This is a genomic window from Pseudomonas sp. Leaf129 (assembly GCF_001423465.1).
GTDB classification, from domain to species: domain Bacteria; phylum Pseudomonadota; class Gammaproteobacteria; order Pseudomonadales; family Pseudomonadaceae; genus Aquipseudomonas; species Aquipseudomonas coleopterorum.
In genome coordinates this window covers 291,376-305,313 of the sequence record NZ_LMOC01000007.1, presented here as the reverse complement: position 1 = coordinate 305,313, position 13,938 = coordinate 291,376, and the positions used below count along the sequence as shown (strand labels likewise).

General features: G+C 63.4%; 9 protein-coding genes and 1 pseudogene. 5 read left to right on the top strand and 5 right to left on the bottom strand.

The window, feature by feature from the left end; genetic code table 11:
• Positions 1–21: 21 nt before the first annotated feature.
• The gene (gene ychF, locus ASF66_RS12945; protein ID WP_049861182.1) at positions 22–1,122 is read left to right on the top strand and encodes a redox-regulated ATPase YchF; all 1,101 of its coding nucleotides are present in this window, start codon (positions 22–24) and stop codon (positions 1,120–1,122) included.
• A gap of 73 nt (positions 1,123–1,195) precedes the next feature.
• Here ychF and ASF66_RS22940 read toward each other — a convergent pair.
• Both ASF66_RS22940 and ASF66_RS12940 read right to left on the bottom strand, forming a co-directional pair.
• A pseudogene (locus ASF66_RS22940) lies at positions 1,196–1,386 on the bottom strand (VapC toxin family PIN domain ribonuclease); the annotation flags it as partial.
• 16 nt (positions 1,387–1,402) lie between these two features.
• Entirely contained in the window at positions 1,403–2,620 is a 1,218-nt protein-coding gene (locus tag ASF66_RS12940) for an MFS transporter (protein WP_049861181.1), read from the bottom strand.
• A 228-nt stretch (positions 2,621–2,848) separates the two neighbouring features.
• On the opposite strand from ASF66_RS12940, the gene ASF66_RS12935 reads away from it, so the two are divergent.
• Both ASF66_RS12935 and ASF66_RS12930 read left to right on the top strand, forming a co-directional pair.
• Positions 2,849–3,718 (top strand): isocitrate lyase/PEP mutase family protein, encoded by an 870-nt coding sequence (locus tag ASF66_RS12935; protein ID WP_049861180.1) that lies wholly within the window; start codon positions 2,849–2,851, stop codon positions 3,716–3,718.
• Positions 3,719–4,066: 348 nt separating this feature from the next.
• Positions 4,067–5,230 carry a type III PLP-dependent enzyme gene (locus tag ASF66_RS12930; protein ID WP_049861179.1) on the top strand — a complete coding sequence of 388 codons (1,164 nt, stop codon included), beginning with the start codon at positions 4,067–4,069 and terminating at the stop codon, positions 5,228–5,230.
• A gap of 41 nt (positions 5,231–5,271) precedes the next feature.
• Here ASF66_RS12930 and ASF66_RS12925 read toward each other — a convergent pair whose 3' ends face one another.
• Positions 5,272–6,030 (bottom strand): tetratricopeptide repeat protein, encoded by a 759-nt coding sequence (locus ASF66_RS12925; protein WP_056844128.1) that lies wholly within the window; start codon positions 6,028–6,030, stop codon positions 5,272–5,274.
• Complete coding sequence (locus ASF66_RS12920; protein ID WP_056844127.1) at positions 6,027–6,707, bottom strand: Fe2+-dependent dioxygenase; 681 nt, start codon at positions 6,705–6,707, stop codon at positions 6,027–6,029. The genes ASF66_RS12925 and ASF66_RS12920 overlap by 4 nt, the downstream gene beginning before the upstream one ends.
• Positions 6,708–6,912: 205 nt before the next feature.
• Here ASF66_RS12920 and ASF66_RS12915 point away from each other — a divergent pair, with 205 nt between their 5' ends.
• Entirely contained in the window at positions 6,913–9,222 is a 2,310-nt protein-coding gene (locus ASF66_RS12915; protein ID WP_056844126.1) for a TonB-dependent receptor, read from the top strand.
• Positions 9,223–9,382: 160 nt separating this feature from the next.
• Positions 9,383–11,908 (top strand): sulfite reductase flavoprotein subunit alpha, encoded by a 2,526-nt coding sequence (locus ASF66_RS12910; protein WP_056844125.1) that lies wholly within the window; start codon positions 9,383–9,385, stop codon positions 11,906–11,908.
• Positions 11,909–12,199: 291 nt separating this feature from the next.
• Here the strand turns inward: ASF66_RS12910 and ASF66_RS12905 are convergent, their stop codons facing one another.
• Entirely contained in the window at positions 12,200–13,930 is a 1,731-nt protein-coding gene (locus ASF66_RS12905) for a PTS fructose-like transporter subunit IIB (RefSeq protein ID WP_056844124.1), read from the bottom strand.
• Positions 13,931–13,938: the final 8 nt, after the last annotated feature.

Sequence of the window (13,938 nt, the reverse complement as noted above, 5' to 3'; positions counted from 1 at the left end):
CTCTTCGAAGAGGGATTCACCATGGGATTCAACTGCGGCATCGTCGGCCTGCCCAACGTCGGCAAGTCCACTCTGTTCAACGCCTTGACCAAATCCGGGATTGCGGCCGAGAACTTCCCGTTCTGCACCATCGAGCCCAACAGCGGCATCGTGCCGATGCCCGATGCGCGCCTGGAAGCCCTGGCTGCCATCGTCAATCCCAAGCGCGTACTGCCGACCACCATGGAGTTCGTCGACATCGCAGGCCTCGTGGCCGGCGCCTCGAAAGGTGAAGGCCTGGGCAACAAGTTCCTCGCCAACATCCGTGAGACCGACGCCATCGCCCACGTGGTGCGCTGCTTCGAAGATGAAAACGTGATCCACGTTTCCAACAGCGTCGACCCCAAGCGCGACATCGAGATCATCGACCTGGAACTGATCTTCGCCGACCTCGACAGCTGCGAGAAGCAACTGCAGAAGGTCGCGCGCAACGCCAAGGGCGGTGACAAGGATGCCGTGGTGCAAAAGGGCCTGCTGGAGCAGCTGATTGCCCACTTCACCCTGGGCAAGCCGGCCCGCAGCCTGATGAAGAACATGGGCGCCGACGAGAAGGCCGTGATCCGTGGCTTCCACCTGCTGACGACCAAGCCGGTGATGTACATCGCCAACGTCGCCGAAGACGGCTTTGAAGACAACCCGTTGCTGGACGTGGTACGCGCCATTGCCGAAGAAGAAGGCGCCATCGTGGTGCCGGTGTGCAACAAGATCGAAGCCGAAATCGCCGAGCTCGACGATGGCGAAGAGAAGGACATGTTCCTCGAGGCCCTGGGCCTGGAAGAGCCTGGCCTGAACCGCGTCATCCGTGCCGGCTACGACCTGCTCAACCTGCAGACCTACTTCACCGCAGGCGTCGAGGAAGTCCGCGCCTGGACCGTGAAGATCGGCGCTACCGCACCCCAAGCCGCCGGCGTGATCCACACCGACTTCGAGAAAGGCTTCATCCGCGCCGAAGTCATCGCCTACAACGACTTCATCCAGTACAACGGCGAAGCCGGTACCAAGGAAGCCGGCAAGTGGCGTTTGGAAGGCAAGGAGTACATCGTCAAGGACGGTGACGTGATGCACTTCCGTTTCAACGTCTGAGTCGGTCTGCAACACCGCTTCGCGCGTCCCCTGAAAGCCCCGCTGTCGCCTTGCGATGCGGGGCTTTTTGCGTTCAGGCTTCGGCCGTTGCCCAATCTTCGAGCCGAAGCCCAGGCACGCGCACGACGCACTCGTAGTGTTGCTGACCAGGATCAATCCTCTGGAACGAGCATTCCCGGCGATCATCTGGTCGTATGCTCCGATCGGCGTACCCGATCGCGTCAGCTCGGCACGTAGCTGCCCGGTGTGGGCAGCGGCGATCGACCGAACTTCGCATTCGCTAGACCTTGCTGGTCCTCGGCAGCAGGATCGTGAGGATGCCGAACAGCGGCAGGAACGAGCATAGCCAGTACACGTACTCGATGCCGTGTATGTCTGCCAGATGGCCCAGCAGCGCTGCGCCGATGCCACCGAAGCCGAACATCAGGCCGAAGAACACGCCCGCGATCATGCCCACGTTGCCTGGCACCAGTTCCTGCGCATACACCACGATGGCGGAGAAGGCGGAGGCCAGGATGAAACCGATGACCACGCTCAGCACGCTGGTCCAGAACAGGTCGACGTAGGGCAGCATCAGGGTGAACGGCGCCGACCCCAGGATCGAGAACCAGATCACCGCCTTGCGGCCGATCTTGTCGCCGATGGGGCCACCGAAGAACGTGCCGGCCGCCACTGCGCCGAGGAACAGGAACAGGTGCAGTTGCGAGCTGGCCACCGAGAGGTCGAACTTTTCGATGAGGTAGAAGGTGAAGTAACTGGTGAAGCTGGCCATGTAGAAATACTTGGAGAACACCAGCAGCGCCAGCACCACCAGCGCCGCCTTGACCCGCCCCTTGGACAGGCCATGGGTGGCGCGCTGGCCGGCGCGGGCCTTGAACTGGTTGAGGTGGCCGCGGTACCAGCGGCTGATGGCGTACAGCAACGCCACGGCGAACACTGCAATCAGACCGAACCAGGCCACGTGTCCCTGGCCGTACGGAATGACGATGGCGGCCGCCAGTAGCGGGCCGAAGGCCGATCCGGTGTTGCCGCCTACCTGGAAGGTGGACTGCGCCAGACCGAAGCGTCCTCCCGAAGCCAGGCGCGCGACCCGCGAGGTTTCCGGGTGAAAGGTGGAGGAGCCAATGCCGATCAGGGCCGATGCCAGGAGGATCATCGGGAAGCTGCCGACCGTGGACAGCAGCATGATGCCGATCAACGTGCAGACCATGCCGGCCGGCAACAGCAGCGGCTTGGGATGGCGATCGGTGTAGAAACCGATCCAGGGCTGCAGCAGCGAAGCGGTGACCTGGAAGGTCAAGGTGATCAGGCCGACCTGGGTGAAGGTCAGGCCGTAACTGGCCTTGAGCATGGGGTAGATCGACGGCAGCACGGCCTGGATCAGGTCGTTGACCAGGTGTGCGAGCGCACAGGCGCCGAGGATGCGCATGACCAATGGGCTGGTCTGGGCTGCGCCGGGCACGCTGGCAGGGTTGCTTGTTGTTGTGGGGGTGGCCATGGGGATTCCGTTGGCAGGCAGGCATGGCCGGACACTCTGCCATTTTGCGTGCCTCGTCGCCAGTTGCCGACACGGGTGAAACTGGCACGGCGCAATGGCGTCAACGAATACAACAACGACCGGGCGGTGATAAACTGGCGCCAGTCACTAAAAACCCATGAAGAATCGATAAAGTTCCAGAAACCCTCCGCATGAGGCAATGGGGTTTCGCCAGAATCAGGAGCGATCATGCCCAAAGTTTCTCACACGGCCCTGCGTCGCCAGTTCCGTGAGCTGCTGTCTTCAAAACAGTGTTATCACACCGCTTCGGTGTTCGACCCCATGTCCGCCCGCATTGCTGCCGACCTGGGCTTCGAGGTCGGTATCCTCGGCGGTTCGGTGGCCTCGCTGCAGGTGCTTGCCGCTCCCGACTTCGCCCTGATCACCCTCTCCGAGTTCGCCGAACAGGCCACGCGCATCGGTCGTGTCGCGCAATTGCCGGTGATCGCCGACGCCGACCATGGCTATGGCAACGCGCTGAATGTCATGCGTACGGTGGTGGAGCTGGAACGTGCCGGCATCGGTGCGCTGACCATCGAAGATACCCTGCTGCCGGCGCAATTCGGCCGCCGTTCCACCGATCTCATCTCGGTGGCCGAGGGCGTTGGCAAGATCCGCGCGGCGCTGGAGGCTCGGGTCGACCCCGAGTTGACCATCATCGCCCGTACCCATGCCGGTGTGCTCTCCACCCAGGAAGTCATCAGCCGGACCCAGGCGTACCAAGCCGCTGGTGCCGACGGCATCTGCATGGTTGGCGTGAAGGACTTCGAGCACCTGGAGCAGATCGCCGAAAACCTCAGCGTGCCGCTGATGCTGGTGACCTACGGCAATCCGGCGCTGCACGACGACGAACGCTTGGCGGCATTGGGTGTGCGGGTCGTGGTGGCTGGCCACGGTGCCTATTTCGCGGCCATCAAGGCCACCTACGATTCGCTGCGCGAACAGCGCCAGCAGTTCAGCAAGAGCACCGACCTGAGCGCCACCGAACTGACCCACACCTACACCCACCCGGAGAGCTACGTCGGCTGGGCCAAGGAGTTCATGAACGTGAAGGAATGACCGGCGGGGCGCCGGGGCGGGAACATCATGCGGTCATGTGGGTCGGTTAAAAGGGAACCGCCGAAGGGTTCCGCTACCGGCCCCATCGGCCACGTACAAAAAGGCGACATTTTTAGTTGCTCTCAAGCCGTCCACGCCCTACAGTTCGCGCCGACCGTCCATGCTGGAAACGATCCATCCGGCTCAAGTACTGACGACGAGACAACAGGCCATCGGAAAGCAGCTTTCCGTGGCCTTTTTGCTTTCGCCCGACATGCCTTGGGAAGTAGGCGAACCAAAGTGGGGATACGGAGGATGGTCATTTGAGCCCATTTATATTCACGACGTTTGCCACCAGGAGTCCCTAGCATGTCGATCAACGTCGAAGACTACTTCGCACGCGATACCTTCAACAAGATGAAGGCCTTCGCCGACAAGCAAGAAACCCCCTTCGTACTCATCGATACCGCCATGATCAGCAAGGCCTACGATGACCTGCGCGCCGGTTTCGAATTCGCCAAGGTGTATTACGCAGTCAAGGCCAACCCGGCCGTGGAAATCATCGACCTGCTGCGCGACAAAGGCTCGAACTTCGACATCGCTTCGATCTACGAGCTGGACAAGGTCATGAACCAGGGTGTGGGCCCGGAGCGGATCAGCTACGGCAACACCATCAAGAAGTCCAAGGACATCCGCTACTTCTACGACAAGGGCGTGCGCCTGTACGCCACCGACTCCGAAGCCGACCTGCGCAACATCGCCAAGGCCGCACCGGGTTCGAAAGTCTACGTGCGGATCCTCACCGAAGGCTCGACCACGGCCGACTGGCCTCTGTCGCGCAAATTCGGCTGCCAGACCGACATGGCCATGGATCTGCTGATCCTGGCGCGCGACCTGGGCCTGGTACCCTACGGCATCTCCTTCCACGTGGGCTCGCAGCAGCGCGACATCAGCGTATGGGATGCGGCGATCGCCAAGGTCAAGGTGATCTTCGAACGCCTCAAGGAAGAAGACGGCATCGTCCTCAAGCTGATCAACATGGGCGGCGGCTTCCCGGCCAACTACATCACCCGTACCAACAGCCTGGAAACCTATGCCGAGGAAATCATCCGCTTCCTCAAGGAAGATTTCGGTGACGATCTGCCGGAAATCATCCTCGAGCCCGGCCGTTCGTTGATCGCCAACGCCGGTATCCTGGTCAGTGAAGTGGTACTGGTAGCCCGCAAATCGCGCACCGCGGTCGAGCGCTGGGTGTACACCGACGTAGGCAAGTTCAGCGGCCTGATCGAAACCATGGACGAGTCCATCAAGTTCCCGATCTGGACCGAGAAGAAAGGCGAGATGGAAGAAGTGGTGATCGCCGGGCCGACCTGCGACAGCGCCGACATCATGTACGAGCACTACAAGTACGGCCTGCCGTTGAACCTGGCCATCGGTGACCGCCTGTACTGGCTGTCCACCGGTGCCTACACCACCAGCTACAGCGCGGTGGAATTCAACGGCTTCCCGCCCTTGAAGTCGTTCTACATCTGATGCACCGGTAACCTGCGGGCAGCCATCGGCTGTCTGCAGGTCTACTGTTCCAGCGCCTGCAGGCGCTGCGCATAGAGCGTTGCCATCGCCCTGATGGCTGGCTGCCTGGCCTGCTCCAGCACCGCCACACTACTGCGTAGAAAATTGCTGTTCCCGCCTTCAAGAGCTCGATGCAGCCAGATCAGCGCCGTGTCGACATCTCCCTCCTCCGCCAGTATCGCGGCGTGGCTGAACTGCCCGCGGAAATCACCTGCCTGCGCCGAGCGCATGTACCAGACCTTTGGCTTGGGCAGGTCAGCACCCACCACCAGTCCCTGTTCCAGATAGCGGCCGACGAGGTTCATGGACTTGGCATGGCCCATGGTCGCCGCCTGCAGGTAACACGCGAAGGCCCGCGCATGGTCAAGCCCGATGCCGCGCCCTGTCCCCAGCAGGTTGGCCAGGTTGTACAGGCCCCAGTCGAGCCCTGCCTGCGCCGCCTGCAGATAATGCCCGGCGGCACGCTCGACGTTGGCCTCGCAACCCCAACCGTGCTCGTGGCAGCGCCCGAGCATGTTGTGCGCCATGGGGTGGCCCTGATGGGCCGCGATGGCAAACCACTTCACCGCGAGCGCTGCATCGCGTTCGATACCGCGGCCATCGAGCAGGATCTGCCCGAGCAGCGCCTGGGCGTCGACAACGCCCTGCCCTGCGGCGATCACCAGCGCCTGCGCAGCCTTGCGCGGTTCAGCGGTGAGCATCGCCTGCAGCTGTTCGTTGTCCAGGACTTCCAGGCGACGCAGGCGCCAGTCGGCGCTCATACGTCCACCCAACGCCGCAGCAGGTTGTGATAAGTGCCGGTGAGTTGGATCAGTGACGGATGATCGGGGACATCACGAGTCAATTGCTGGATCGCGCCGTCCATCTCGAACAGCAGCGCACGTTGGCTGTCCTCGCGGACCAGGCTTTGCGTCCAGAAGAAAGACGCGAAGCGGGCGCCGCGGCTGACGGGGCGCACCTTGTGCAGGCTGGTGGCCGGATACAGCAGCAGATCCCCTGCGGGCAGCTTGACCTCGCGGGTGCCGAAGGTGTCCTGAATCACCAGTTCGCCGCCGTCGTAATCCTGCGGATCGCTGAAGAACAGCGTCGAGGACAGGTCGGTGCGCACGCGTTCCACGCCGCCCTTGGCCTGGCGCACGGCGTTATCGATGTGGAAGTCGAAACTGCCGCCTGCCGTGTAGCAGTTGAGCAGCGGTGGAAAGACCTTGTTCGGCAACGCCGCCGACATGAACAACGGGTTGGCCCACAGGCGTTCGAGCAGCGCGGCGCCTATTTCCACGGCCAGTGGATGGCCCTCGGGCAGTTGCAGATTGTGCTTGGCCTTCGCCGACTGGTGGCCAGCGGTCATTCGACCATCGGCCCAGTCGGCCTGCTCCAGAGCCTGGCGAATGCGCAGCACTTCGTCTCGCGCGAACAATCCGGGAATGTGTAGGAGCATGGAAATTCACCGCAGGCCGAGGGGCAGCAATGGTATTGATTCCCATTGCCGAAGCACAAGGGTGCGGTCGTGAGAATGGGACGAAAACTGCGCGGGAAATTGTAAAGAATGTAAGTACTTCGCGAATAGCAATATTTCGCAATTGCTACAAATATTCACTTACATTATTCTCCGCCGCCTCATAACCTTGGGGAAGGTTTCCATCATGTCGCGCCAACACCATTTCATTCCCGGCTCATCGCCACGGCTGCTTGCCTCTGCCATTGGCATGGCCCTGGGCGCCACCTGCGTAGCGCCCACCGCGCACGCGGCTGATACCGACGAGGCCAAGGCCGCTCCGCTGTCGCTGGGTGCCACCAGCATCACGGGGGAGGCCCAGGAGCCGACGTCCTATCAGACCGAACGTGCCTCATCCACCAAGTACACCGCGCCGCTGGTGGACACACCGCGCTCGGTGACGGTAGTGCCGCAACAGGTCATCAAGGACACCGGCGCGCTCAATCTGCAGGATGCCCTGCGCACCGTGCCCGGCATCACCTTCGGTGCCGGTGAAGGCGGCAACCCGCAGGGCGACCGGCCTTTCATCCGCGGCTTCGATGCCCAGGGCGATACCTACCTGGATGGCGTGCGCGATGCCGGCGCGCAGAGCCGGGAAATCTTCGCCGTGGAATCCATCGAGGTCAGCAAGGGGCCCAACTCGGCCATTGGCGGCCGTGGCGCCGCCGGCGGTACGATCAACCTGGTGAGCAAGAAGGCACACTTGGGTGACTCGCTGGACGGCGGCTTCACCTGGGGTTCGGACCAGACCCAGCGCTATACCCTGGACGGCAACTACCAGTTCAGCGACAGCGCCGCCGGGCGACTCAACCTGATGAGCCACCAGAGCAACGTGGCCGGCCGCGATCAGGTCGACTACGACCGCTGGGGCATCGCGCCGTCGCTGGCCTTCGGCCTGGGCACCGAGACGCGGGTCTTTCTCGACTACTACCACCTGGAGAGCGATGACCTGCCCGATTCAGGGATTCCCTACAGCATTCCGGCTGCCGGGAACGCGGGCCGTACTTCGGCCAATCCGGACACGCCGCAGGACGGCGGTCGCAGCAGCAACTTCTATGGCCTGAGCGACCGTGATTTCCGCAAGACCCGCAGCGACATCGCCACCTTCGCCATCGAGCACGATCTGACCGACGCCTTGACCGTGAAGAACACCCTGCGCCACGGCAACACCATGCAGGACTACATCCTCACCCAGCCCGACGACAGCCAGCGCAACGTCAGAAACGGCAGCGTCTGGCGCCGGGCCAACAGCCGCGTCGGCAATACCGCGACCACGACCAACCAGACCGACCTGTTCGGCGATTTCTATGTGGCTGGATTCAAGAACAGCTTCTCGACCGGTATCGAATTCAGCCGCGAAGACAGCGACCGCAGCAGCTACACCGTCAACACCGACACCACGCCGCGTACCGCCGGTTCCAGCAGCAACTGCAGCCTGGGCAGCATCGTCTCCAGCGGCTACAACTGCACCTCGCTGGCCAATCCGAATCCGGATGATCCGTGGAACGGCGCCATTGCCCGCAACTATGCCGGCACCGACACGTCGAGCAAGACGCGGGCGATCTACGTGTTCGACACGCTGGAGCTGAGCCCGCAATGGCAGGTGAACGCCGGCCTGCGCTACGACCACTTCGAAACCGACTACCGCACTTTCACAGCCGCCGGCGTCACCACGGCCAAGAGCGAGGACACCAGCGAATTCGTCACCGGCCAACTGGGGTTGGTGTGGAAACCGGCCGAGAACGGCAGCGTCTATGTGTCCTATGCCACGTCCGCCACGCCACCCGGCTCGCTGGTCGGTGAAGGCATGGAAGGCAACCCGTTGGGTGGTGCACCGGACCGCGCCGGCAACTTGCTGAGCAGTGACCTTGAGCCTGAGGAAACCACCAACTACGAAATCGGGACCAAGTGGGATCTGCTCGACCAGCGCCTGTCGCTGACCGCCGCGCTGTTCCGCACCGAGAAAGACAACACCCGGGTGCAGACCAATACCTACGCCTACGAGAACGCCGGCAAGACCCGCGTCGATGGCCTGGAGCTGTCGGCGTCCGGCAAGCTCACCGAGCAGTGGCAGGTGTTTGCCGGCTACAGCTACCTGGAAGCACGGGTGGTGGACAACGGCCCGCTGGGCGCGGCGAACAACGGCAACCAGATGCCCAACACGCCGAACAACAGCGCCAGCCTGTGGACCACCTACAACCTGACGCCCAAGCTGACCATCGGCGGCGGCGCGTTCTACGTCGATGACGTGTTCGGCAACCTTGCCAACACCACGATGGTCGACAGCTACGTGCGCCTGGATGCCATGGCCAGCTACAAGATCAACAAGCATTTCGATGTGCAGTTGAACGTGCAGAACCTGGCCGACAAGACCTACTACGACAAGGCCTTCAGCACCCACTTCGCCAACCAGGCGGCAGGTCGTACGGCGCTGCTGAGCACCAACTTCCACTTCTAGAGGCCGCCTGGCCGTTTCTGCGCCCTGCTCGTTCACGCGACGCAGGGCGTTTTTACGTCGCAACGGCAATGAACGGAATCGGTACGGTTGAGACCGATTCTCAGCGCGTGCTGCATAATGCCGTCCGCCTTCCTTTCGATTGGCCCGCTCAAGGTGATCCGTGTTCAAGAACGTCCTCTTCCAACTGCACTGGTTTTTCGGCATCACCGGTGGCCTGGTGCTGGCCCTGATGGGCATCACCGGCGCGAGTTATTCGTTCGAGGATGAAATTCTGCGCGCGCTCAACCCGCAGAGCCTGACGGTGCAGATCCGCGACACGGGGATCCTGCCTGCCGCGCAGCTGGTGGAGATTCTCGAGCGGCGCCAGGGCAGCAAGGTCGCTGCCTTGCGCGTGGACCTGGTCGAAGGCAGCGCCGCGCGGGTGTCCTTCACTCCGCCGGCGGGACAGCGGCGTGGGCCATCGGCCTATTTCGATCCGTACACGGGAGAGTTGCAGGGCGAGGTGTTTGGCGAAGGTTTCTTCGACCTGATGCTGGACCTGCACCGCTTCCTGGCCATGGGTGGCACCGGACGCCAGATCACCGGGGCCTGCACCCTGATGCTGGTGTTTTTCTGCCTCTCGGGCCTGTACCTGCGCTGGCCGCGCAAGGCGTTGAACTGGCGCACCTGGCTGACGTTGGATTGGGCGAAGAAAGGTCGTGCCTTCAACTGGGACCTGCACGCGGTGTTCGGCACCTGGTGCCTGCTGTTCTATCTGCTCGCCGCCCTGACCGGCCTGACCTGGTCGTATCAATGGTTCGGCAACGCCGTCAACAGGATGCTCTCCGACACCCCTACCGCCCCGCGCATCGAACGGCGCACGGCCTCGTCTTCCGACGTGGCGCCGGTGGTCGACTACGACGCACTGTGGGCCAGTATTCGCGAAGCGGTCGGGCCCGAGCTGAGCGTGATCAATGTGCGCATTCCCGGCAATGTCGGTCTGCCGGCGACGGTCTTCTACCTGCGCAAGGATTCGCCGCACGACCGCGCGTTCGGCTTGCTCAGCCTCGACCCCAGTACCGGGCAGGTCAAGGACATCCAGCGTTACGAAGACAAGTCGCTGAAGGCGCAACTGCTGATCAGCATCTATGCCCTGCACGTGGGCAGCTACTTCGGTCTGGTCGGGCGCATTCTGATGATGCTGGCCAGCCTGACGATGCCGTTGTTCCTGATCACCGGCTGGTTGCTGTACCTGGATCGGCGGCGCAAGAAGCGCCAGGTGCGCCTGGCGCGCGGTGCTATGAGCGTGCAGGACGATGCCTCTGCAGGTTGGTTGGTCGGCTTCGCCAGCCAGAGTGGCTTCGCCGAGCAATTGGCATGGCAGACCGCAGGGCAATTGCAGTCGGCGGGCCACAGCGTTCAGGTCCGTGCCTTGGCTCAGGTGGACGAAGCGCAGTTGCAGCAGGCCGAGAAGGCCTTGTTCGTGGTCAGCACCTTCGGCGACGGCGAGGCGCCCGACACCGCCCGCGGCTTCGAGCGCAAGGTGCTGGGCAGCCCCTGCGCCCTGCCCGGCTTGCGCTACGCGGTGCTGGCCCTGGGTGACCGGCAATACCCGCAGTTCTGCGGTTTTGCCCACCGTCTCGATCAATGGCTCGATGCCCGGGGGGCGCAGCCGCTGTTCGCCTCGATCGAGGTGGACAACGCCGACCCGGCGGCCTTGCAGCATTGGCAGCAGCAGCTGAGCCTGCTCACCGGGGGGGTGGCCCAGGCCGTGTGGCAGGCCCCGGCATTCAGTCCGTGGACCTTGGTCGAACGCGAACTGTTGAACCCAGGCAGCTCAGGCGATCCGGTCTACCGCATCGCCTTGCGCGACGATGATCAAGCCCAGTGGGAGGCTGGCGATCTGGTCGATGTGCTGCCGCGCAACGGCCGCTTTGCCATCGAACAGTGCCTGTCGGGGCTGGGTCTGGAGGCGTCGACCCTGGTCTGGGTCGATGGCCTGCAGGAGCCGCTGGGGCAAGCATTGGCCAGCCGCCAGCTTCCGGCCAGCCGCAGTCATCTGGTCGGGCTGCATGCGCAGGCGCTGGTAGACGCGTTGATACCCATCACGGTGCGGGAGTACTCCATCGCCTCCCTGCCCGGCGACGGTCGCCTGGAACTGATCGTGCGTCAGCAACGGCACGACGACGGTGGTTTGGGCCTGGGTTCGGGCTGGCTGACCGAGCACGCTGAACTGCATGGCGCGGTCAGCCTGCGCCTGCGACGCAATGCAGGGTCTCATCTGCCGCAGGCCCCGGTGCCGGTGATTCTGATCGGCAACGGCACCGGTCTGGCAGGCTTGCGCAGCTTGCTCAAGGCGCGTATCGAACAGGGACGACAGCGAAACTGGTTGTTGTTCGGCGAGCGCAACCGGGCCCATGACTTTCATTGCCGGGAGGAGTTACTGGGGTGGTTGGCCAGTGGTGACCTTGCGCGCTTGGACGTGGCGTTTTCGCGTGATCAGGCGCACAAGGTGTACGTGCAGGATCGGCTGCGCGAGGCGGCTGACGAGTTGCTGGAATGGGTGGAGAACGGCGCGGTGATCTACGTGTGCGGAAGCCTGCAGGGGATGGCCAGCGGCGTGGATCATGTGCTGACCGAGGTGTTGGGCCGCGACCGCCTGGACGCCCTCATCGAAACCGGCCGCTACCACCGCGACGTCTATTGACCCACCGCGTCGGCGGTGCACGCGGTGTCTCTGGCTCACCGCGATGAGGCCGGACGCGGCTTGCGCCGCTGCTACAGGGGATCGCAATGTTTCTGTAGCAGCGGCGCGAGCCGCGTCGGCGGTGCGTGCGGTGTATCTGGAAAACCGCGTCAAGGCCGGACGCGGCTTGCACCGCTGCTACAGGGGATCGCAGTGTTTCTGTAGCAGCGGCGCGAGCCGCGTCGGCGGTGCATGCGGTGTCTCTGGAAGACCGCGTCAAGGCCGGACGCGGCTTGCGCCGCTGCTACAGGGTCAGGCTTTTGCCGGTTCTACGGCGATTTCCTGTGTCTCCGGCTTTTTGATCACGGCATACACGACCGCGGTCAACAGGGCACCGGCGACGATGGCCATCAGATACAACAAGGCATGGTTGATCGCGTTCGGAATCAGCAGCACGAACAAGCCACCGTGCGGCGCCATCAGCTTGCAGCCGAAGTACATCGACAACGCACCGGTCAAGGCACCACCAACAATGCTAGCCGGAATGACCCGCAACGGATCCTTGGCGGCGAACGGGATGGCGCCCTCGGAAATGAAGCACAACCCCAACACCAACGCCGCCTTGCCTGCCTCACGCTCGGTCTGGGCGAATTTGCGCCGGGCGAAGAAGGTCGCCAGCCCCAGACCGATCGGCGGCACCATGCCCGCCGCCATGGTTGCGGCCATCGGCGCATAGCTCTGCGACGCCAGCAGCCCCACCGAAAACGCATACGCCGCCTTGTTGATCGGCCCGCCCAGGTCGACGCACATCATCGCCCCCAGCAGCACCCCCAGCAGCAACGCGTTAGTGGTGCCCATGCTGTCGAGGAAAGTCGTCAGACCTGCCAGCATTCCAGCCACCGGCTTGCCGACGACATAGATCATCACCAGGCCTGTGAACAAACTGGCCAGCAGGGGAATGATCAGGATCGGCTTCAAGGCTTCCAGACTGGCCGGCAGCTTCGCATATCGGTTGATCGCCTTGGCCGCGTAACCGGCAATGAAACCCGCCGCGATACCGCCGATGAAGCCGGCACCCAAGGTGCTCGCCAGCAAGCCACCGATCATGCCCGGCGCAAGCCCCGGACGGTCGGCGATGGAATAGGCGATGTAGCCCGCCAGCAACGGCACCATCAGCTTGAACGCGGCTTCGCCACCGATCTGCATCAGGGCGGCCGGCAAGGTGCCGGGCTCCTTGAACGCCTCGATACCGAACACGAACGACAGCGCAATCAGCAAGCCACCCGCCACCACCATCGGCAGCATGAACGACACACCGGTCAACAGGTGCTTGTAGACACCGGTCTTTTCCTGCTTCTTGGGCGCACCGGCAGCGCTGCCGGTAGATTCCACTTCACCTTCGGCGAGCGCCTTGTTGAGGGTCGCTTGAGCCTGCTTCAGGGCAATGCCGGTGCCGCAGCGATAGATCTTCTTGCCGGCAAAACGCTCGGTAGCCACTTCGATATCGGCGGCCAGCAACACCACGTCGGCCTCGTCGATGGCCTGCACGCTCAACGGGTTGCGCGCGCCCACCGAGCCCTGGGTTTCCACCTGCAACTCGTAGCCCAACTGCTTGGCGCCCTGCTGCAACGCTTCGGCCGCCATGAAGGTGTGCGCCACCCCGGTCGGGCAGGCGGTGACCGCCACCAGACGCGGTGCACGCGACGCCGTTGCGGCTGCCGCCGGCGCGGCTGCGTAGGGCTTGGCCTGTTCGGCAGCCTGCCGCAGAAAGCCGTCGACATCCTGCAGGGCATGGGCCGGGCTGCTCTGGAACAGACGCTTGCCGACGAAACGGCTCAGGTCCATGGCACCGGTGTTGACCACCAGCACCCAGTCCGCGGCTTCGATATCAGCCGCGGTCAGACGCTGCTCGGGGTTTTGCGGGTCGAACACTTCAACGCTGGTGCTCCAACCCTGGCGACGGGCCGCCGCGTCGAGCAGACGTGCGCTCAAGACGCTGGACACCCGCCCGCTGGGGCACGCGGTGACGATAGCTAGTTTCATCTTCAACC

Bases quoted from the DNA above. Each gene is read 5' to 3' on its own strand.
- ychF (WP_049861182.1), top strand. From the start codon at position 22: ATGGGATTCAACTGCGGCATCGTCGGCCTGCCCAACGTCGGCAAGTCC.
- ASF66_RS12940 (WP_049861181.1), bottom strand. From the start codon at position 2,620: ATGGCCACCCCCACAACAACAAGCAACCCTGCCAGCGTGCCCGGCGCA.
- ASF66_RS12935 (WP_049861180.1), top strand. From the start codon at position 2,849: ATGCCCAAAGTTTCTCACACGGCCCTGCGTCGCCAGTTCCGTGAGCTG.
- ASF66_RS12930 (WP_049861179.1), top strand. From the start codon at position 4,067: ATGTCGATCAACGTCGAAGACTACTTCGCACGCGATACCTTCAACAAG.
- ASF66_RS12925 (WP_056844128.1), bottom strand. From the start codon at position 6,030: ATGAGCGCCGACTGGCGCCTGCGTCGCCTGGAAGTCCTGGACAACGAA.
- ASF66_RS12920 (WP_056844127.1), bottom strand. From the start codon at position 6,707: ATGCTCCTACACATTCCCGGATTGTTCGCGCGAGACGAAGTGCTGCGC.
- ASF66_RS12915 (WP_056844126.1), top strand. From the start codon at position 6,913: ATGTCGCGCCAACACCATTTCATTCCCGGCTCATCGCCACGGCTGCTT.
- ASF66_RS12905 (WP_056844124.1), bottom strand. From the start codon at position 13,930: ATGAAACTAGCTATCGTCACCGCGTGCCCCAGCGGGCGGGTGTCCAGC.